Raw genomic sequence first — 19,900 nt, forward strand, 5'->3', positions numbered from 1 at the left:
TCCCTTTCACTATTTTTTTGGTTCAGGTGACTCGGAAGCACAGACTGAGCCAGGAGTTATAGCTGGCTGTTTTTTAGTCAAAAACCAGATGCCGTGGTTTTTCCTGTAAGCACAATCGTAAAATATCTCGACAGCGGCCAAACGGAATGCGCAGGCAGTAGTTGACCATGCAGGCTCAGTTTGAGGGGTCCATCACCCCCGCGTAGCGAACACCGCTCAGAAGGGCCATGTCCCGGTGCCAGGTCGCCAGGTCTTCCCGATTGAACTTGCTCAGGGCGTCGTGGCCGCAGGCTCTGGCCATAACCTGCATCAACTGTACTGACGCTTCCAGGAAGTTCGTGAGTTGCCTGGAGGACTTGTCGACGTTGAGGCGCTGACGCAGGTCTTCCCGCTGGGTGGCAATGCCGGCGGGGCAATTGTTGGTATTGCAGATTCGTGCGGCGACGCAGCCGATCGACTGGATGGCGCTGTTGGCAACGGCAACGCCATCAGCGCCCAGAGCCATGGCCTTGACGAAGTCGACCGGTACTCGCAACCCGCCGGTAACAATCAGTGTGACCCGACCGCTGGCGCCACGGTCATCCAGATACCGGCGCGCCCGGGCCAGGGCAGGAATGGTGGGGACGCTGATGTGGTCCCGGAACATTTCCGGCGCTGCGCCGGTGGCTCCGCCCCGGCCATCAAGGATGATGTAGTCGGCGCCAGCATCCAGCGCGAACTGCACGTCCCGTTCAATATGATTGGCACTGAGCTTGAAGCCCACGGGGATGCCGCCGGTAACTTCCCGGACCCGGTCAGCGAAACGCTGGAAATCCTCTACCGATTGAAGATCTTCGAAGGTGGGCGGCGATACCGCGGGCTCGCCTTCCTTAATGCCGCGCACTTCGGCAATTCTGCCGGTATTCTTGTTGCCGGGCAGATGGCCGCCAATGCCGGTTTTTGCGCCCTGGCCACCCTTGAAGTGGAATGCCTGAACCTGCTTAAGCAGTTCTTCCTCATAGCCGAACTTGGCGCTGGCCAGTTCGTAGAAATAGCGGGAATTCTCCTGCTGTTCTTCCGGTAGCATGCCGCCCTCGCCGGAGCAGATGCCGGTGCCGGCCATTTCGGCGCCACGGGCCAGGGCAATCTTGGCTTCCTGGGACAGCGCGCCAAAGCTCATATCCGAGACAAACAGCGGCATACTCAGAGTCAGGGGCTTCTTTGCTTCCGGGCCGATGACCAGTTCGGTGGCCACCTCGGTGTCTTCCATCAGCGGCCGGGTGGCCAACTGACCTACCATCAACTGCAGGTCATCCCAGTGGGGCAGTGTATGCCGGGGTACGCCCATGGCGGTGGTGGGCCCGTGGGGGCCCATTTTGCTCAGGCCTTCCCGGGCAAGCTGGTGGATAAAAGCAACCGTTGGTTCGTCCTGGGTGGCTTTTGCTTCAGGCGACTTGCTCTCGCCGGAGTCTTCCTTTTCGGATGCCTTGTCGTCATCCCCGTCGGGGCTTTCCTTTCCAACCTGGTCGTTGTCGAACCGGCTATGGGTGCCATCGCAGAAGGGCGCATCGCCCGTGTGCTTGCACTGGCACAGAACCGCATCCCCGTCCTGTTCGGCGACGAAACTCTTTGGGGCAAGGCCTGTACCGGCGTGAGAGCCATCGCAGAATGGCTGGTCGCTTGAACGTCCGCAGGTGCAGAAAAGGTACTTCTCACCTTTTTCCAGTGACACTGTCTTCGGTTTGTTATCCGCGATTACAGGGTTGCTCATGAGCCGGCTCCGTTAACATTTTGAAAAGGTACGGTCCTTTCTGTAATGCGGATTAAGAAAGTGTCCTACCCGGTTGAAGACCTTTTATCCGGTTGAAGACTCATACTCATGAACCATCCTGACCAGCCGGTCCTTCAGGTTCAGCCGCTGCTTCTTGAGATCTTCCAGGTGTTGATCGGTCGTGTTGTCGGGGCCGGCTTCGTAGCGGTGCACTTCTGTTTCTACACGATGGTAGTCCGCGAACAGCTCCGCGAAACGAAGGTCAGTGGATTTCAGATGCTGGATGGTTGCCTTGGATTCGGGAAGTTCATAAACGAGGTCGTGTTTTTCAACGGGCATATCGCGTCCCCTTGATTAGCGTGCATTGCATTTGTTGTCCGCTTATCTTTCACCCTACTCAGATTTTGGTGCTCGTCAATGCCCTGCAGTGGCCCGCCGATTTGCTGGGTTAACAGGGCTCGGCCCAGCCATCATCAAAACGTCATTCTACGTTCATCTTGATGAAGCATTTGCCCGCCACTCTCACCTCAGAATATAGAACAAATAGACGGGGGTAAGAATGGCAAAGCTGGGATTTCTGAAAGCGGGGAAGCGGTGGCTTGGTTCGCCGGCCAAATCGGCAAGTCCGCAATTGCATGCTCGATGGCTGACCAGCCGCCGGGATATCCTGCGGGCGCAGCGGCTTCGTTGCCGGACCTTCTCCGAGGAATTCGGAATTCGCATCAGTCCTTTCGGCGTGGACCGGGACAGGTTCGATCGCCACTGTCTGCATCTGGGAGTGGAAGACCGAACCACTGGTGCCCTGATCGGCTACACCCGGCTGCTTCCTGGCGAGGCCGCCCGTCGTCTTGGCGGCTTCTACTCCCGTAGCGAGTTTGATCTGGCCAGGCTGGCGGAACTGCCCGGCCATGTGGTGGAAGTGGGGCGTACCTGTGTGCATCCGAACTACCGCAGCGGTGCCACCATAGCGGTGCTATGGGCGGCCCTTGCCCGTTACCTGTTTACCGCCCGGGTGGATTACCTGATTGGATGCGCCAGCATTCCCATGGCTGATGGCGGCGCGGGCGTTGCCGGTATCATGCCTGGCCTGCGTGAACGCTACCTGACCCCTGAAAACCTCAGGGTGGTGCCGCGCCTGCCAGTGCCAGCGGCACTACCCTGCGAAACCGGCGGCGTGATGCCACCGCTACTGAAGGCCTACATGCGGATGGGCGCTCAGATTGCCGGTGAACCCTGCTGGGATCCGGACTTCAACTGCGCCGACGTGTTCATACTGCTCGAGGTCAACAAGATATCCCGTCGGTATCGTGATCACTTCATGGCGAAGGCGGGGTAGGGTGACTGAACTCACCGACCTGACCCACGCCGCTTCCATACGAAACGAGAAGAAAGCCCGCAGCGGGCCGGACCGGGCACGAGTCCGCCGACGGTTGCCGGAGTTGCAGAGCCTGGAACGTATCGTTTCAGAAGCGCCGCCCAGCGTGACGGCGCAGGTGCTGACCCGTGTGTCTGCCGGGGACCTGACGTTGCCGGTCTACCGGGTGGATGTGGGTAACGCGCCCGACGATGCGCCAGCGTTGCTTGTGGTTGGGGGTGTGCACGGCCTCGAGCGGATTGGAACCCAGGTGGTTTTGGCCTGGCTGGAAAGCCTGTGCCACCGTCTCCGATGGGACCAGCACCTGGCGGAATTGTTGGATCGGGTGCGTCTGGTATTCGTGCCGTTGCTGAACCCGGGCGGCATGATGCAGAACCGTCGCAGCAATCCCGGCGGCGTGGACCTGATGCGCAACGCCCCGCTGATGGCCCAGTCCAGAAGCACTTGGCTGTTGGGTGGTCAGCGTGTGTCGGCAAGGCTGCCCTGGTACGTGGGCGAGCCGGAAGCGGGGATGGAGGCTGAGAGCCGGGCACTGGAATCAGTGGTGCAGGATCTGGTGACGGGGCGCCCGTTCAGCGTGTCGCTGGACTGTCATTCCGGATTTGGGCTGCAGGATCAGATCTGGTTTCCCTATGCCTACCGGCGCCGGCCCATGCGCCGAATTGCCGACGTTATGGCACTGAAGCTGCTTTGGGAGCAGGCCTACCCCCATCACAATTATGTGTTCGAGCCACAGTCTGCCCATTACCTGACACATGGTGACCTGTGGGACTATTTCTACAAGCAGATTAACCGCGAGAGCGACGGGCGTTTCCTTCCACTGACCCTGGAGATGGGCAGCTGGCGTTGGGTACGCAAGCGTCCGCGCCAGCTGCTGAGGCTGGACGGCCTGTTCAACCCGCTTTTGCCTCACAGGCACCAGCGGGTTCTTCGCAGCCATCTGGTCTGGCTGGACTTTCTGCTCAGTTCCACCGCCCATTACCACCAGTGGCTGCCGGATGCTGCCCAGGAGCGCACCCTGCGTCAGGCGGCGCTGCTGCATTGGTACCGGTGACGGCATGAACTGGTTGCTGCTGCGGGGCCTGGCCCGCCAGAGCGAACACTGGGGTGACTTTCCTTCTTTGTTGGCCAAAGCGGTTCCCGGTGATCGGGTGTTCACGCTGGACCTGCCGGGCACTGGCTCACGGTTTACCGAAGCCAGCCCTGATTCCATTCCCGAAATCCGCCAATCCGTTCAGGCATGCGCTGGCGAATTACCCTCGCCGTTGATACTGGTTGGCTTGTCATTGGGTGGGATGGTTGCGATGGACTGGGCCGGCCAGCAGTCGCTGGGGCTCGCTGGCGTGGTTGCTATTAATACCAGCAGTGGCTGGAGCCCGCCCTGGCAAAGACTGCAACCGGGCCAGTGGGGCTCTGTTCTGAAAATCCTTGCCGATCCCGGTGCAGACCGGCGTGAGGCGGCAATTCTTTCACTGACGAGTAACTTGTCTCATCCGGCGAGCCTATTGGCCCACTGGCGCGAACTGCAGACTCAAAGGCCGGTCAGTCGTCGAACAGCGCTAAGACAGATGCGTGCCGCTGCCCGCTACCGTCCGCCGGAAAAATCACCGTCGGTGCCGGTATTGCTGCTGGCCAGTCAGGCCGATCCAATGGTGAGTAGCCGTTGTTCCGGCAAGCTGGCAAAGCTCTGGGGTTGCGGTTTTGCCGAACACTCCTGGGCTGGGCACGATCTGCCACTGGATGATCCGGACTGGGTGTTGGGGAAGCTGGGGGATTTTCGGGAGCGTCAGGCCAGGCAGAGGCGATAGCGAATAACGCCGGCGTCTTCCTCACGAACCCATTCAAGCTGGTGACCGGTAAGCTCACAAAGAACTTCCAGGTCACGGCGACCGCTCGGGTCATCAGCCAGAAAGTCGACCCGGGTGCCGCTGGGCAGATCCCGGGTGCGCTTTTTCAAACGCAGAATAGGCAGGGGGCAGACCAGACCGACGGCGTCGATCTGGTATACCTCTGCCTCCTCGGCTGCAGACTCATTCGCCAAGGCGAACACTCTCACTTGCGGTTTGTTCCGCCGAGGACCAGCCGAACTGGTTCAGCGTAACCGGGGCCAGATAGGCAATCACCAGGGCTGCGACGAACGCGGCAATCATGACTTTCATGGTGACTCCCCCTTGCCTTGTTTGGCCTGGACTTCTTCTACCCACAGATCGTGGTGCTGGCGGGCCCATTCCAGATCCACCTGGCCGTTACCCATGGCATCAAACGCACCCTCCATACCGACAGAGCCGATATAGATGTGGGCCATGATCGCCACCAACATGACGAAGGCAACAATCGAATGCCAGATGTTGGCGTACTGCATCTCTTCATGAGGTGCCAGATCGGTAGGGAAGCTGGTCCCCAGAATGCTGTTCATAATGCCGAAGGTATCAGCGAACATGGGCATCTGGAAGGGGAACAGCAACGACAGCCCGGAAAGGGAAACGGAGGCGCCCAGAATCATCACGGTCCAGAAAACAATTTTCTGACCGGCGTTGAACTTCTTCGCCGATGGATGGTGTTTGCCCACGAAACCACCGCCTGCCTTGATCCACTGCCAGTCAAGTTTGGTGGGGATGTTGTGCGCTACCCACATGACAAAGGTCATCACCAGCCCCAGCATGAAGGCCCAGGCGATGTTGTTGTGGATCCATTTGGACCCGATCGCCAGAGTGGAAAAGGCCTCGTGTCCTATCACCGGTATCAGGAAGCTTCGCCCCATCAGGGTGATCAGGCCTGTGATGCCGAGAGCTACAAAGGAGCCCGCCAGCAGCCAGTGGCCGAATCTTTCCACCGCTTTGAATCGTTCAATAGTGGTGCCTGCGGGGCCCCCTTCAATCTTGATTCTGCCGCGGGTGAAGTAGAATAGCGCCAGCAGCAGGATGATGCCGAGTATGGCGCCCCCGCCGTAGGTGATGACCGGCCCTTGGCGCGTCTTGTACCAGGGCATGCCGCCGTCCTGAATCAGGACGTCAACCGCTGGCCCCCGCACCTCTGTGCTGAGATCAATCTCGTTATAGCGGACGCCCCGCCAGGCATCGGCCTGAGAAGCTCCACCGAGCGTTCCCAGCGGCTCATCGATTGCTGCAGCGTTGGCGGGATTGCCGGTGTTTTCTGACCGAAAGGACTCGTCAACTTCCAATTGCTTCTGACGAGCCATGATGTCTTCCAGGGTCTGAGCGCCCCCGGTAGAAGTGCGATCAACCTCCGGGACGTCTTGTGCCCAGGCAGGGTTGAAAAGCAGCGTCGCCAGCAGAAGCAGGGCGGCACTCAATTGTTTTTTGTTCATTAGAGCACTCCAACGGAATCAACAAGAAGAAATCGTTGCCGTAATGAATTCCGGGGCCCGAAGGCCCCGGAAGGTTCCGGCCGGTTTAAGCGCCCTTCTTCTCGTAAGCTGTGCCCCATCCCCAGGCGCCGGAACCGAAACCACGGTTCACGACGCGTTGGCGATAGATGTCAGCAACTTCATTGCCGTCACCGGCAAGAAGCGCCTTGGTGGAGCACATTTCCGCACAGATAGGCAACTTGCCCTCCGCAATACGGTTGCGACCGTATTTCTGGAACTCCACGTCGGATGTGTCTTCTTCCGGGCCGCCTGCACAGAATGTGCATTTGTCCATCTTGCCCCGGCTGCCAAAGTTCCCCGCCTGGGGGAACTGGGGCGCGCCGAAGGGGCAAGCGTAGAAGCAATAACCACAACCGATACACAGGTCCTTGGAATGCAGCACCACACCGTCTTCGGTCTGGTAGAAGCAGTCTGTCGGACAGACGGCCATACAGGGCGCGTCTGAACAGTGCATGCAGGCTACCGAAATCGAACGCTCGCCCGGTTTACCATCTTCGATGGTGACCACGCGGCGGCGGTTGATGCCCCAGGGAACTTCATGCTCATTCTTACAGGCCGTTACGCAGGCATTACATTCGATGCAGCGTTCGGCGTCGCACAGGAATTTTGCTCTTGCTTGTCCTTCAAGTGCCATGATCTACACCTCTTGTTATGCCGGCATGATCGAACACAGGGTGGCCTTGGTCTCTTGCATCTGCGTGACCGAGTCATACCCGTATGTTTGGATCGTGTTACTGGATTCACCTAATACAATCGGATCGGCGCCCTGAGGGTATTTGTTCCTCAGAGACTTGCCTTCCAGATGTCCGCCGAAGTGGAACGGCATAAAGGCAACACCTTCGCCGACACGTTCGGTAATCATGGCTTTCACCTTGATGCGACCGCCTTCAGGTCCCGCAACCCAGACGTCATTGCCGTCACGAATGTTCAGGTTGTTCGCGTCACGCGGATTCACCTCAATGAACATGTCCTGCTGCAACTCTGCCAGCCATGGGTTGGAACGAGTCTCGTCACCACCACCTTCGTACTCGACCAGACGGCCGGAGGTAAGGATGATCGGGAACTCCTTGCTGAAGTCGTCTTTCTGGATCGACTTGTACATGGTCGGTACGCGCCAGAAAACCTTGTCCTCGTAGGTCGGGTAGTCTTCGACGAGATCGCGACGGTTGGTGTACAGGGGCTCGCGGTGAATGGGCACTGGATCCGGGAAGTTCCAGACCACCGTACGCGCCTTGGCGTTACCGAAGGGCGCACATTCGTGCTTGATCGCCACACGCTGGATGCCGCCAGAAAGGTCGGTCTTCCAGTTGGTGCTGGCACCTGCAACTGCTTCGATGCTTGCGCGTTCTTCAGCAGTCAGGTCGCCGTCCCAGCCCAGGTCCATCAGCATCTGCATGGTGAATTCCGGATAGCCATCCTTGATCTCGGAGTTCTTCGAGTAAACGCCCTCTGCCAGCAGGTTGTCACCGTCCCGTTCCACACCGAAGCGGGCGCGGAAGGTCAGGCCACCCTGAGAAACCGGCAACGACATGTCGTACAGGTTCGGGGTGCCCGGATGGTTCATCTCAGCGGTACCCCAGCAGGGCCAGGGCATGCCATAGATATCTCCGTCACAGGGGCCACCATTGGCACGCAAGGTGGTTCTGTCGAAGTGGTGCTGGTACTGCATGTGCTTCTTCATGCGCTCAGGTGACTGACCGGTGTAGCCAATCGTCCACATGCCGCGGTTGAACTCGCGGGTAATGTCTTCGATGTTTGGCTCGTCGCCTTCGATCGCGATGTTCTTGAACATACGATCGGTGAAACCGAACTTGTCCGCGAACAGTTTGATGATTTCGTGGTCAACCTTGGAATCGAACAGCGGCTCAACCACTTTTTCACGCCACTGCAGCGAGCGGTTCGAAGCGGTTACCGAGCCACGGGTTTCGAACTGAGTCGTGGTTGGTAGCAGGTAAGCACCGTCTTTACGGTCGTGCAACACGGCTGAAACGGTCGGGAAGGGATCCACTACGACCAGCAGGTCGAGTTTCTCCATGGCTTCCTTCATTTCCAGCATACGGGTCTGCGAGTTGGGCGCGTGGCCCCACAGAACCATGGCTCGGGTGTTGTCCGGTTGCTCAAGGTTTTCCTTGGCTTCCAGTACACCGTCAATCCAGCGTGATACCGGAATGCCGTTCTCGTTCATCATCGCCTTGGACTTGCCGTTCTTGTCCATGGTGGCAAAACGGCCTTTGAGCCAGTCCAGATCCTCTTCCCAGACCCGGGCCCAGTGAGCCCAGGAACCGGCGGCAAGGCCGTAGTAACCGGGCAGGGTGTTGGCAAGAACGCCCAGGTCGGTAGCGCCCTGTACGTTGTCGTGGCCCCGGAAGATGTTGGTGCCGCCGCCGGAAACGCCCATGTTGCCCAGTGCAAGCTGCAGAATGCAGTAGGCACGGGTGTTGTTGTTGCCGTTGGTGTGCTGGGTACCACCCATGCACCAGATTACGGTACCCGGGCGGTTATTCGCCATGGTACGAGCAACGCGTTCAAGCTGGGCGCCTGGGGCACCAGTGACACGCTCGACTTCTTCAGGGTTCCAGCGCTTCACTTCTTCACGGATCTGGTCCATGCCCCATACGCGGGTGCGGATGAACTCTTTGTCTTCCCAGCCGTTTTCAAAGATGTGCCACAGGATGCCCCAGACCAACGCTACGTCGGAACCTGGACGGAACCGGACAAACTCGTCGGCGTGAGCGGCCGTGCGTGTGAAACGCGGGTCGCAGACGATCAGAGGCGCGTTGTTTTCTTCCTTCGCTTTGAGAATGTGCAACAGCGAGACCGGGTGGGCCTCAGCAGGGTTGCCGCCAATCAGGAAGATCGCCTTGGATTTGTGGATGTCGTTGTACGAGTTGGTCATCGCACCGTAGCCCCAGGTGTTCGCTACGCCGGCAACCGTGGTGGAGTGACAGATACGAGCCTGGTGGTCAACGTTGTTGGTACCCCAGTACGCGGCAAACTTCCGGAACAGATAGGCCTGTTCGTTGTTGTGCTTCGCGCTGCCCAGCCAGTAGACCGAATCGGGTCCGCTCTCTTCGCGGATCTGCATCATCTTGTCGCCGATTTCGTTGATCGCCTGGTCCCAGGGAATCTTCTGCCACTGGCCGTTCACCATCTTCATCGGTGACTTCAGGCGACGCTCGCCGTGAGCGTGCTCACGTACCGATGCGCCTTTGGCGCAATGGGCACCCAGGTTGAACGGGCTGTCCCATCCCGGCTCCTGGCCGGTCCAGACGCCGTTCTGAACTTCGGCTTCGACCGTACAGCCGACCGAACAGTGCGTGCAGACGGATTTTTTGACTTCGACCTTGCCGCCCTCAGTCGAGGGGGTGGCTGCCTGAACACGATTGGATGTCAGGGATAGTGCCGCGAGGCCGCCCACTGTAACACCTGAAGCCGCAAGGAATCCCCGGCGGTCCATGGTCTTAGCAGCGAGGGAGGAAAGCAAAGATCCAGCACGGGAGCCTTTCGCTACCCCGTTGGTTTTCTTTCTTAACATTTTGAATACCTCTCTCTTTTTTTATTCTCGTTTTGTCGGAATCGCGGCCATTCAAGAGCGTCACGCAACCTTGAACACCACTCGATTCCTAGAAGCGAGCCGACTCCATATATTTGCGCGTGTGCTCCGTCTCACGCATGCCACGACTTTTCTTCGGGGCAGGTTTCGCCATTTCAGCTGCGGCGTTTGGTGCAACGGTCATGGCAACTGCAGCCGGACCGGCGACGGCTGCCAGACGCAAGAAGCGACGGCGGCTTTCAACCTTCGGATTGTCCATGGGACTCCTCCACCTTGTGCTGGGGTCGGGTCGACCCCGTTTACTGAATCGCAAATGCTTCGGCTTCAATGGCCATGAAGGCTTTCCCGAGGGAACCCACAGGACCATAGAAGACCGCTGATTGCGCTTTCTCCAAATCGCTGAAGAACAGTTCCGCCCACTTTTTCAGGTGGGCGTCAAAAAAGGCTTTCTGCGAGGCTACGTCGCTGTCGCAGGGAAATTCGCCGGTGATGATGCCTGCCATGACTTCGCACAGGGTGCCGATGTGGTCTTCCGGCTCCTTGACGTCGTCATTGCGTTTGATGCCGCGGGCCATCAGGTCGGTTCTGAGTTGAGCCAGGGGCTTTTCATTCAGGAAACCGGTCAGGTAGTAGCTGGCGTAGGGCAGGAGTTCACCGCGGCCGAGCCCAACAAAAAGATTATGGTATTCGCGCTCCGCGTTTGCCGGGGAAGTTCTGGCTGCCAGTGCCGCAAGCTGCTGGGAAGCAGAGCCAAGGGCGGAGTCGTCGCCCTTCAGTGTGGCGAGGCCGGATAAAAGTTCAGCAGAGGGCGGTGAGCCTAGCAAGGCCCCCATTAACTGATACATTTGAGCCCGGGAACGATCCTCTTCGGTGATCGACTTCGGGCACTGAACTTCTGCAGTGTTGGCCAAAATGCTGTTCCTGATTATTGTTGTCGTGTCGTGGTTACTAACTATGTATATAGTCGATACAGTGCTTTGGATCAATTCGACTTAGGTTATGAGCTTTCGAAATGCATCCTCGGGCGGAAACGCGGCGACGTCGGTTCGGCCTCGGTTTCAGCTGTTCCCACGGCTGCTTGCGGTTCTGGCTGGTCGCTCTCAGTCGCCGCGTCAACCAGTTCCGGAGTGACTGTTTCGTCGTCCGGTTCGGGCTGCGCTTCGTCGGCCACCTGTGGCTCTGGTTCAGACAGCCTTACGTTGTCATCGGTTGACTCGCCCTCCAGTGCCCGTTCCTGACGCTCTCTCTCGCGTTTCTCGAGGTCCAGGAAGCCACCTTTGCCCACCTTATAAGCTGTTTTTACCCCACCTTCAGGTACGATGGCTTTTGAATAATCTTCATCGTATTCATTAAGTCTGTCTAACACGCCAAAGATAGGATTCGACCGCCACAGTGCGCGCAAGGCCTTGCGCCGAAGAAACTCAGGAATTTCGTCTTTAAGAAAGCCCTTAATATCAGTGCCTTGAGCCAGGTTTTCCAGGTCGGGGAGGTTGTACTTGGCCAGAAGCTCCTGCTCCGACAATGCCTCATTGACCGCAAGTTCCTGCTCGACGGGACTGGTCTCCGGGACTGCCGCGGCCTCTTTCACCTGCTCCTGCGGGGCTGGCGGAGCCTCTTGCCGGGTTTCTGCTTTCTTTCTTGCCCACCGCTGTAAACGTGATTCTGTCATCAGTGCACCCCTGGCTTGCGGTTAGTCTTTGGAGCGCGGAACACGTCACTGGTTTGACGAATGCGAGGATCGCCCTTGCCGTCCTCAATGCCGTCAATGTCGTGTTTGTTGCGGCGGCGTTTCTTGAAAGGCTCCTCTATATAGTGCATGTCGACAAATTCTTTGATCCAGGCGGCCAGCGATTCAGGGATGGGGACGGCCTCGACAATGTTCTCTCCGCTGTCTAGCGCGTCCTGTGCTTCAAAGGCACTGGCCGTGATCGCGCTGACTACCCATCCGGATGGCGACCGCTGTGATTCGTCCCGATCGAGAATGACCCAGACGGATGGAACGGCAAGGTTCAGCGAGACAAGGTAGGCTTCCACGTCGGCGCGAAAGAGCTCCATGGTGACCGTGCCGGCGTGATAATCGACGACGTCATCTTCATGGACCAGCTCTTTCCAGAAGGCATCCGGAGCACCCGGGATAATGGCGACCGGCTTGTAGACATGCTTGGCCCAGCGAGTGACGCCCGGCTTTCGGCGCACGACGGCGCCGACCTGTAATTCTCTTTTCCAGCTTTCTGTGCGACTGCTCATACACATTCTCTTCTTATTGTCTGGCGAAGCTAGCAGAGCTATGGGAATTATCCAATCATCCAATTGTCCAATGCCAGATGGCTGTGGCATGCTCGGTGAACATTAAGTCCCAGTTATACGTATAAGAACAACTAAAAGAGCCAAAGTTCCGATGACCGCAAACAAAACGTTATTACTGTGCTCGTGCGATAAGACGCAGCCTTTGGACGCAGAAGCGCTCCGGGCGGCGGCCGCGGCTGATCAGGTGTTTTCTGTTGATCAGCTGTGCATTGGCGAGATGAGCAAGGCTGTCGAGCACCTCGGCGGCAATTCGGAAGTCGTGATTGCCTGCGGTCAGCAGGCTGCGCTTTTCGAACGGCTCGGTGAGGAGATTCAGGCCGAAACCGGCCGTTCTGCGCCGCTGAATACCATCGACATTCGCGACCGAGCTGGCTGGAGTTCGGCCAACGCCGACCCCCGGCGAATCAACGGCAAGCAGGCAGCTCTGCTGGCCGCGTCCCGGTTGCCAGCGCCCATGGCACCGGCAAAGACCATTCAGTCAGACGGCGTCTGCTGCATTGTCGGACCGACGGAGCAGGCGGTTCGCATGGCCGAGCTGGTGCAGAATGAGCTGGGCGTTACCTGTGTGGTGAGCGATTCCGGCCCCGTTCAGTTGCCTTCGGACCAGTACGATATGGCCAAAGGTAAGCTGGCATCGGCCCGTGGCGCTCTGGGTAATTTCAAGCTGGAATTCGAGCACCTCCAAACCCTCAACCCCGCAGGCCGCGGCGCCCTTGGTTTCGGCGAAGTGCAGGCAACGGCACGCAGTGAGTGCGACGTGTTTATTGACCTGCGTGGCGGCGAACCGGCGTTTCCCAGTTACGAAAAACGCAACGGCTATTTCTGGGCTGATCCGGCAAAATCCGGCGAGCTTGAGCGCATCGCGCTGACTGCCCGTGAGCGGGTGGGCGAGTTCGAGAAGACTGTCTATTTCAACCTTGAAGAATCTCTGTGTGCCCACTCACGGGCTAACAAACCCGGTTGCACACGGTGCCTGGATGTCTGCCCGACAGAAGCTATTTTCTCCTTCGGCGACACGGTTCAGATTGATTCCGACATCTGCGCTGGCTGTGGATCTTGCGCCGCCGTCTGCCCGACCTCCGCCGTGACCATGAACGAGACTCCGTTCGAGGCCATTACCAAGGCTGTGGATGTACTGGCGCGAACCTACCGCGAGCACACCCAGCAATCCCCGCGGCTGGTCTTCCATACCATGGGAGCCGGCGGTGACACGATTGCCCGACTGGCGCGTTTCGGGGACGGCTTGGCAGACGATCTGATCCCGCTGGGTATTGAACACGTCGATCGCATTGGGCACGCCGAGATCATGGCGGCGTTGGGTGCCGGTTTCGCTGAGGTGCTTATCCTGGCTGACACGGACGCAGACCGCGAGGCCCTCGCGTCCGAGGTTGCGCTGTCCCAGGCGATGCTTCACGGCGCGCATCACTCTTCAAGCCGTGTTCGCGTGATTGGCGCGGACGAGCTGAGCGTAGAGGGTGAAAACGCAGCGCGGGTCAGTGAGCCGGTGCTGTTGGTGGGCGGACGAAGGGATATCACCCGTGTGGTTGTTGCGGCGATGTCCGACAAAATCGAAGCGCCGATTCCGCTGCCCAAGGGCGCACCCTATGGCGAAATCAGTATCGATTCCGATAAATGCACGCTTTGTCTGGCCTGCGTGTCGTTATGCCCCACCGGTGCCCTCAGCGACCATCCGGATCGACCGGAAGTTCAGTTCACGGAAAACGCCTGTGTTCAGTGCGGCGTGTGCGAAAGCACCTGCCCGGAAACGGCGATCAACCTGGTGCCTCAACTGAATCTGTCCAAGGAAGCATTGAGCACCAGAGCGTTGCACGGAGAAGACCCTTTCGAATGCGTCAGTTGTGGCCGGCCGTTTGGTGTGGCCAGCACGATCAATCGGATTGTGGAGAAGCTGGAAAACCAGCACTGGATGTACACGAATTCTGACAATGTTCAGTTGATCAAGATGTGTGATGACTGTCGGGTGAAAGCGCAGTACCACGGCGACAACTCGCCGATGGCTGCTGGCCAGCGCCCACGGGTTCGCACCAGCGACGATTATCTGGACAGCTAATAACAAACAGGAACAAGCATGGTTGAATACGTCGATGCCGGAAAACCCAATCTGATCGGCACAGATGCGCCCCGGCCACAGGACAAGAACCCCAGAGGGATTGACCGGATCATCGCCATCGCCTCAGGCAAGGGCGGTGTAGGAAAATCCACAGTGTCTTCCAACCTGGCCGTTGCGATGGCTTCGAAAGGCCTGAAAGTTGGTCTGCTGGATGCTGACGTCTATGGCCCCAGCCAGCCCCGCATGTTGGGTGTCTCCGGGCGCCCATCCAGCCCGGATGGCAATACCATCCTGCCCCTGCGCAACCACGGCGTCACTTTGATGTCGCTGGGTCTGATGGCTCCCGAGGGCGAGGCCATTGTCTGGCGTGGGCCCATGTTGATGGGCGCGCTGGAACAAATGATGAACCAGGTGGACTGGGGCAGGCTGGATGTGTTGCTGGTGGATCTGCCGCCAGGAACCGGTGATGTGCAGATGACGCTGAGCCAGAAGTTTTTCGTGGCCGGCGCTGTAATCGTCTCAACGCCACAGGACATTGCGCTGATGGATGCCCGCAAAGGCATCGATATGTTCAAGCGTATGGAAGTGCCCCTGTTTGGCCTGGTGGAGAATATGTCTTCCTTTGTGTGCGACGGATGTGGCAAGGAGCATCACCTCTTCGGTCATGGGGGTGCTCGTGCCGAGGCTGAAAAGCTGGGCTCGCCGTTCCTGGGCGAAATCCCCCTGGATCTGGAAATCCGCGTTGGCTCGGACGGCGGCGTACCGATTGTGGTTTCAAAGCCCGATAGCCCTCAGGCCCGGGCTTTCCAGCACATCGCCGACGAGATTATCGCGTCCGAAGCCTACGCTAAGGCCATCCAATGATCGAGACGCCTACCTTCCCGCCGCTGTTGTCGGGAGAAGTGGTGCCCAGGAATATGGACCCGTTTGAAAAAGCCGTCAGCCGCGCTGTTGCCGGCGTCGATTCTGGTACGGTGTTTTATTCCGAAGCGGGGGATACGTTACGGGCAGCGCTGGTTCTGGCGCCGGAGACTCCGTTGGAGGAGGCGATCCAGGCAGTTTACGTGGCCCAGATCGGCCTGGCGGAAAGCCTGGGGGCGCTGGCCCCGCCTGAGGTACCGGTGCATTTTCTATGGCCGGACCGAATCAAGGTCAACGGTGCGGTCTGTGGCAAGGTCCGGTTTGCCGCGGATGTGTCTGATCCCGATGAGCAACCCAACTGGCTGGTGGTGGGTATCGAACTGCCGTTTATTCCTCAAGGCGACGATCCGGGTGCGAACCCGAACGAAACCTGTCTGCTGGAAGAAGGCTGCAGTGACGTAATGCCCATGGCCTTGCTGGAAAGCTGGTCCAGGCACACACTGTTGTGGCTGACCTACTTACTGGATGAGGGCGCAGAGCGTATCCACAAGGAGTGGCGGCCTCGATGCGATACCCTGGGCGAGCAAGTGGAAACGCCCAAACCTGGCGTATTTGTTGGCCTGGACGAAAAAGGTCGTATGTTGCTGCGTGACGGCCCCATGACCGAGACCATCAGCCTGATTCAATTCGCGGAGCAAGTATGAAACTGGCCCGAACCCTGAGACTGGATATATCCGATGAAAACGTTTACGAGAGGCCCGCACTTAGTGGCGAATGGGCCATCTCGGGTGGATTCGAGTTTTCCAACTGGACCGAAGCGGATCTGACCGGCAAGGCCCGACAGGCCTTCGCCAACGGCTGGTACAGCATTGATTGTGGTGGCCGGGCCAGCTTCGTGGGCGTCTGCCAGATCACCGAGTCCGAGCTGGAACAGCTGAGGCGGACCCTTGCGCAGACGTTTGTGGATGTCTACGGCGCGCCGGATATTGACGCCGCCTACCCCGTAGCCAGCGAAGAAATCGATCAGATGCGCGCCATGTGCGAAGACTTCGAGGAAAACACCTTGCTGATGGTCAGCCGTACGCTGACCGACCTGGGCGTTGAGGAAACCTTCCGCTCCCGGGCGCCCCAGGATGCCTCACTGGAAGCATTTGCAATGCATGGCAGCGTGGAATGATTATAGTCCGAAACTGCCGTAGGGGATAAAGCGGACGGGGGTGCCTGGCTCTATCTGCTGAGCGCTCTCGTCCAGTTCCACCAGCCCTTCGGACCAGGCCAGGCCGGTGACGCGCCCCGAACCTTCCGACCCAAAGACCTCAACCTGACCGTTATGCACCCTGGCTCGCAGCATTTCGCTGCGCCCGGGCTTCTTGTTTTTCGAGAAATTCGCCGGTATCACATAACCCTGGGGTTCAAACCACTCGCCCCCCGCCAGCAACGCCATGGCTGGCGCCGCAAAGCGAAGTGCGCAGACCCAGGCGGCCACCGGATTGCCCGGCAGGCCCACCACAGGCGTGCCGTGGAACATGGCCAGCGCCAGCGGGCGGCCCGGTTTGATGGCGATACGCCAGTTGCTGATATCGCCATGGGCTTTCAGGGTTTTCGATACATGGTCCTCGTCGCCGGCGGACACGCCGCCGCTGGTGAGAATCAGGTCGCACTGCTCGGCGCCCCGTTCCAGCGCACCTCTGACGTCTTCGGCGTTGTCCAGCACGTGCCCCAGATCCACCAGCTCATAGCCAAGCTGGGTTACCAGGGCGCTGAGCATGGGGCGGTTGGCATCGTAAATCTGCCAGTCGGTAACGGCGGCCCCCACCGGCTTCACCTCGTCTCCGGTGGACAGAACGCCAACCCGTAGACGCTGGTACACATTCACTGATTCGATACCGACACTGGCCAGCACGGAAATCTGGGTTGGCGTCAGCCGAGTTGCCGCGGTCAGGATAAGATCCTGTGTCTGAATGTCTTCACCTGCTTTGCGGGCGTTGGCGCCGGCTTTCAGGGTGCCGTTCAGATGCAGCTGATTGTCTTTGACCTCGCAGTCCTCTTCCAGGACGACGGTATCCGTGCCAGCCGGAATCACCGCGCCGGTCAGAATGCGGATGGCATGGCCTGCGGGGACCTGCCCCAGATAGGGTTCGCCTGCCGCGCTGCGGCCATCCACCAGGGCCAGAGTGCAGGGCACCTGGTCTACCGGGCCGGCGAACGCATAGCCGTCGACCGCTGAATTGTTGCTGGGTGGATGGGCCCGGGGTGCCGTCACATCGCTGGCCAGAATGCGGCCGTTGGCCTGTGCCAGTGGAACTGCCTGTTCTACGCCTACCACCGGATGCAGTCGTGAACGCAGCCGCTCAAGGGCCTCTTCCACTGGCGTCCAGTTCACTCCGGGGGGCAGGGCAAAACAGTCGTTGCGAAGTTCTTTCATGGCTTTGTCTGACTCACAATAAAGTCCGCAATCCCTGCGACATCGTCTAACCCGTATTTCGGGCCCGGGTAGTCGGCAGCGTAGTCAGTGGCCACCGCAATGATACTGGGGTCTTCCCGGAACAGGGGTGCGCGGCCGCAATCCTGGCGGTGCACCTCTATTTTGGGATGGGAATGGGTTTTGAACCCTTCGACAATCACCCAGTCACAGGGGGTCAGCCGGGCCAACAGTTCATCCAGTGTTGGTTCGGCGTCGCCGCGCAGCTCCTGCATGATGGCAATGCGCTGTCCGCCGGCCAGGATGACTTCCCTTGCGCCGGCGTCCCGGTGCCGATAGCTATCAGTTCCGGGCTGGTCCACGTCTACCGCGTGATGGGCGTGTTTGATCGAGCTGACGGTTAACCCGCGGCTCGACAGTTCGCGGATGACGGCACTGACCAGGGTAGTCTTGCCGCAGTTTTTCCAGCCTACAATGCCAATAACATTCACTTCAGGTTCTGCTCCGCCCAGGCCAGGTCTTCCGGGGTATTGATGTTGAAAAAGTCGTCCTGACCAAATACGACCAGGGATTCCCCCTGGGCCTGTGTCCATTGTCGTATTTTTCGCACGCCGTCCTTGAGAGCGGCCCTCAGATCATGCCGTAATGCCACATTCCACCGACCGAAGGTCGGCTGGGGCAGCCGGCCACGGTCCGGGTCAGGTGTGGCGGCCAGCACCACCGGCGTGTCGCCCTCGGCCAGGCGTCTGGCCAGATCCAGGGGAAAGCAGGGGGTGTCGGCAGCGACGCTGATCAGCCACTCGTGGCCCTGTTCGGCGGCCCAGTCCATGCCTGCCAGCACACCGGCCAATGGGCCCGGAAAATCGCTGATGGAATCGGCCACCACGGGCAGGCCCAGATCCGCAAAGCGGCTAAGGTCTCCGTTCGCGTTTAATACGACGGAATGGACTTGTGGTGTGATTCGCTCGATGACACGCTCAATCAGTGACTGATCTCCGAGCATCAGCCTTCCTTTATCACCACCACCCATACGGTTGGCCTGGCCACCGGCCAGAATCACGGCGCATTCAGTCACGTTGGGCTCCTTTACGCCGCATTTTTTTGTCGTCGTCCGGCACCTGGGACAGGTCCTGGTCGAACACCAGGCGGTGCTGGCCACTGAGGCAGGTGAATTTCTTGCCTCGCATACGTCCGATCAATGTCAGGCCCACCTGCTGCGCGATGTCCACTCCCCATGCGGTAAAGCCGGACCGGCTGATCAGTGTGGGTATGCCCATTAGCGCCGTTTTGATAACCATCTCCGAGGTCAGGCGGCCGGTGGTGTAAAGCACCTTGTCCGCCGCCTGGATATCGTTCAGATGCATCCACCCGGCGATCTTGTCCACCGCGTTATGGCGCCCGACGTCTTCCATATACGCCAGAACGTCCAGGCCGTGGCACAGGGCGGTGCCATGAATGGCACCGGTTTCCATATAAAGGCTGGGCGTGTGGTTGATCTGGTAGGACAGGTCGTAAAAGGTGCTGGTATGAACCGGTGTGTCCGGCAAGGACAGCCCTTCAAGCCCGGCCATCATGTCGCCGAACACGGTGCCCACGGCACAGCCGGACGTGCGGGTTTTCTTCTCCAGTTTATCCTCGACATTGGTGGCGCTGGCGGTACGGACCACCACCACTTCCAGTTCTTCGTCGAAATCAATTCCGGTGATCTGGTCAGCCTCGCTCAGCATGCCCTGGTTCAGCAAAAAGCCGAGCGCCAGGTATTCCGGGTAATCGCCGATGGTCATGGCCGTGACGATCTCCTGACGGTTCAGGTAGATGGTCAGCGGGCGTTCTTCGATCACGCTGATGGATTTTGCCTGGCCATGTTCGTCAACGCCCTCGACGGTGCGGGACAACCGGGGGTCGGCGGGGGTCGGTAATAGCGGTGCAATCGTCATGTATACCTGTTTCGCCTGTCTGGCTTCCGGAGAAAAAGCTGTTGGTCATCAACCTGATGCCACACAGTCATGGGGTATCAATACTATGTCAAAGGCCGGACGTCGAGCCTGACTTTGGTCGGCCAGGTTAAAGACTCTGCTGCTACGGGCTCGTCGTCAATCACCCTGAATGAGTAATCGGGTCAGAATATATGCTTTCCGATTAGCGAATGTCATGAGTTACATTATTTGAAACT

General features: G+C 59.0%; 22 protein-coding genes. 7 read left to right on the top strand and 15 right to left on the bottom strand.

All coding sequences use genetic code 11. The features are described from left to right. Positions 1-175: 175 nt before the first annotated feature. Together FPL19_RS09280 and FPL19_RS09285 are read right to left on the bottom strand one after the other, a co-directional pair. On the bottom strand, positions 176-1,750 hold the full coding sequence (locus FPL19_RS09280; protein ID WP_150912151.1) for a glutamate synthase-related protein: 1,575 nt from the start codon (positions 1,748-1,750) through the stop codon (positions 176-178). A gap of 84 nt (positions 1,751-1,834) precedes the next feature. Further along, positions 1,835-2,089, bottom strand: a complete 255-nt coding sequence (locus FPL19_RS09285; protein WP_150912152.1) for a YdcH family protein — start codon at positions 2,087-2,089, stop codon at positions 1,835-1,837. A gap of 220 nt (positions 2,090-2,309) precedes the next feature. Between FPL19_RS09285 and FPL19_RS09290 the strand changes: the two genes are divergently transcribed. Genes FPL19_RS09290 through FPL19_RS09300 form a run of 3 tightly spaced genes read left to right on the top strand, consistent with a single transcriptional unit; the run spans position 2,310 to position 4,933 of the window. Next, the gene (locus tag FPL19_RS09290) at positions 2,310-3,086 is read left to right on the top strand and encodes a GNAT family N-acetyltransferase (RefSeq protein ID WP_150912153.1); all 777 of its coding nucleotides are present in this window, start codon (positions 2,310-2,312) and stop codon (positions 3,084-3,086) included. Position 3,087: 1 nt separating this feature from the next. Beyond that, entirely contained in the window at positions 3,088-4,179 is a 1,092-nt protein-coding gene (locus FPL19_RS09295) for a M14 family zinc carboxypeptidase (RefSeq protein WP_150912154.1), read from the top strand. A gap of 4 nt (positions 4,180-4,183) precedes the next feature. Continuing rightward, a complete protein-coding gene (locus FPL19_RS09300; protein WP_191965244.1) occupies positions 4,184-4,933 on the top strand; it encodes an alpha/beta fold hydrolase in 750 nt (249 codons plus the stop codon). On the opposite strand, the gene FPL19_RS09305 is transcribed toward FPL19_RS09300, so the two are convergent. The 9 genes from FPL19_RS09305 to FPL19_RS09340 all read right to left on the bottom strand — a co-directional run bounded on the left by FPL19_RS09305 (position 4,912) and on the right by FPL19_RS09340 (position 12,313). Beyond that, entirely contained in the window at positions 4,912-5,166 is a 255-nt protein-coding gene (locus FPL19_RS09305; protein ID WP_150912156.1) for a sulfurtransferase TusA family protein, read from the bottom strand. The two genes, FPL19_RS09300 and FPL19_RS09305, sit on opposite strands and share 22 nt — an antisense overlap. Beyond that, positions 5,156-5,284 (bottom strand): hypothetical protein, encoded by a 129-nt coding sequence (locus FPL19_RS17745; protein WP_263656789.1) that lies wholly within the window; start codon positions 5,282-5,284, stop codon positions 5,156-5,158. Before FPL19_RS17745 ends, FPL19_RS09305 begins: the two co-directional genes overlap by 11 nt. Further along, on the bottom strand, positions 5,281-6,453 hold the full coding sequence (locus FPL19_RS09310; protein ID WP_150912157.1) for a formate dehydrogenase subunit gamma: 1,173 nt from the start codon (positions 6,451-6,453) through the stop codon (positions 5,281-5,283). The genes FPL19_RS17745 and FPL19_RS09310 overlap by 4 nt, the downstream gene beginning before the upstream one ends. Positions 6,454-6,538: 85 nt before the next feature. Beyond that, positions 6,539-7,147 (bottom strand): formate dehydrogenase FDH3 subunit beta, encoded by a 609-nt coding sequence (gene fdh3B / locus FPL19_RS09315; protein ID WP_150912158.1) that lies wholly within the window; start codon positions 7,145-7,147, stop codon positions 6,539-6,541. A 15-nt stretch (positions 7,148-7,162) separates the two neighbouring features. Further along, positions 7,163-10,048, bottom strand: a complete 2,886-nt coding sequence (locus FPL19_RS09320; RefSeq protein ID WP_150912159.1) for a formate dehydrogenase subunit alpha — start codon at positions 10,046-10,048, stop codon at positions 7,163-7,165. A gap of 88 nt (positions 10,049-10,136) precedes the next feature. Then, positions 10,137-10,325: a hypothetical protein gene (locus FPL19_RS09325; RefSeq protein ID WP_150912160.1), complete on the bottom strand. Its 189-nt coding sequence runs from the start codon at positions 10,323-10,325 to the stop codon at positions 10,137-10,139. A gap of 40 nt (positions 10,326-10,365) precedes the next feature. Next, a complete protein-coding gene (locus FPL19_RS09330) occupies positions 10,366-10,977 on the bottom strand; it encodes a TorD/DmsD family molecular chaperone (RefSeq protein WP_150912161.1) in 612 nt (203 codons plus the stop codon). 86 nt (positions 10,978-11,063) lie between these two features. Then, positions 11,064-11,735: a DUF3306 domain-containing protein gene (locus FPL19_RS09335; protein ID WP_150912162.1), complete on the bottom strand. Its 672-nt coding sequence runs from the start codon at positions 11,733-11,735 to the stop codon at positions 11,064-11,066. Beyond that, on the bottom strand, positions 11,735-12,313 hold the full coding sequence (locus tag FPL19_RS09340; RefSeq protein ID WP_150912163.1) for a DUF3305 domain-containing protein: 579 nt from the start codon (positions 12,311-12,313) through the stop codon (positions 11,735-11,737). Before FPL19_RS09340 ends, FPL19_RS09335 begins: the two co-directional genes overlap by 1 nt. A 202-nt stretch (positions 12,314-12,515) precedes the next feature. Here FPL19_RS09340 and FPL19_RS09345 point away from each other — a divergent pair, with 202 nt between their 5' ends. From FPL19_RS09345 to FPL19_RS09360, 4 genes are read left to right on the top strand one after another with little or no spacing between them, the layout of a single operon-like run. After that, positions 12,516-14,444, top strand: a complete 1,929-nt coding sequence (locus tag FPL19_RS09345; protein WP_225314351.1) for a 4Fe-4S binding protein — start codon at positions 12,516-12,518, stop codon at positions 14,442-14,444. Positions 14,445-14,462: 18 nt separating this feature from the next. Further along, a complete protein-coding gene (locus FPL19_RS09350; protein ID WP_150912165.1) occupies positions 14,463-15,308 on the top strand; it encodes an Mrp/NBP35 family ATP-binding protein in 846 nt (281 codons plus the stop codon). Continuing rightward, positions 15,305-16,009, top strand: coding sequence for a biotin/lipoate--protein ligase family protein (locus FPL19_RS09355; protein WP_150912166.1), 705 nt, complete (start codon positions 15,305-15,307; stop codon positions 16,007-16,009). The genes FPL19_RS09350 and FPL19_RS09355 overlap by 4 nt, the downstream gene beginning before the upstream one ends. Next, the gene (locus tag FPL19_RS09360; protein ID WP_150912167.1) at positions 16,006-16,482 is read left to right on the top strand and encodes a DUF6505 family protein; all 477 of its coding nucleotides are present in this window, start codon (positions 16,006-16,008) and stop codon (positions 16,480-16,482) included. The genes FPL19_RS09355 and FPL19_RS09360 overlap by 4 nt, the downstream gene beginning before the upstream one ends. Here FPL19_RS09360 and FPL19_RS09365 read toward each other — a convergent pair whose 3' ends face one another. The 4 genes from FPL19_RS09365 to FPL19_RS09380 are packed head-to-tail and all read right to left on the bottom strand — an operon-like array spanning position 16,483 to position 19,664. Further along, a complete protein-coding gene (locus FPL19_RS09365; RefSeq protein ID WP_150912168.1) occupies positions 16,483-17,730 on the bottom strand; it encodes a molybdopterin-binding protein in 1,248 nt (415 codons plus the stop codon). It lies immediately after the preceding gene. Beyond that, complete coding sequence (gene mobB, locus FPL19_RS09370) at positions 17,727-18,218, bottom strand: molybdopterin-guanine dinucleotide biosynthesis protein B (protein ID WP_150912169.1); 492 nt, start codon at positions 18,216-18,218, stop codon at positions 17,727-17,729. Before mobB ends, FPL19_RS09365 begins: the two co-directional genes overlap by 4 nt. Beyond that, entirely contained in the window at positions 18,215-18,802 is a 588-nt protein-coding gene (mobA, locus tag FPL19_RS09375; RefSeq protein ID WP_150912170.1) for a molybdenum cofactor guanylyltransferase MobA, read from the bottom strand. The genes mobB and mobA overlap by 4 nt, the downstream gene beginning before the upstream one ends. Next, positions 18,795-19,664, bottom strand: coding sequence for a formate dehydrogenase accessory sulfurtransferase FdhD (locus FPL19_RS09380; protein ID WP_150912171.1), 870 nt, complete (start codon positions 19,662-19,664; stop codon positions 18,795-18,797). Before FPL19_RS09380 ends, mobA begins: the two co-directional genes overlap by 8 nt. Positions 19,665-19,900 lie beyond the last annotated feature (236 nt).

Origin of the sequence: Marinobacter halotolerans (genome assembly GCF_008795985.1) — a bacterium.
Taxonomy (GTDB): Bacteria; Pseudomonadota; Gammaproteobacteria; order Pseudomonadales; family Oleiphilaceae; genus Marinobacter; species Marinobacter halotolerans.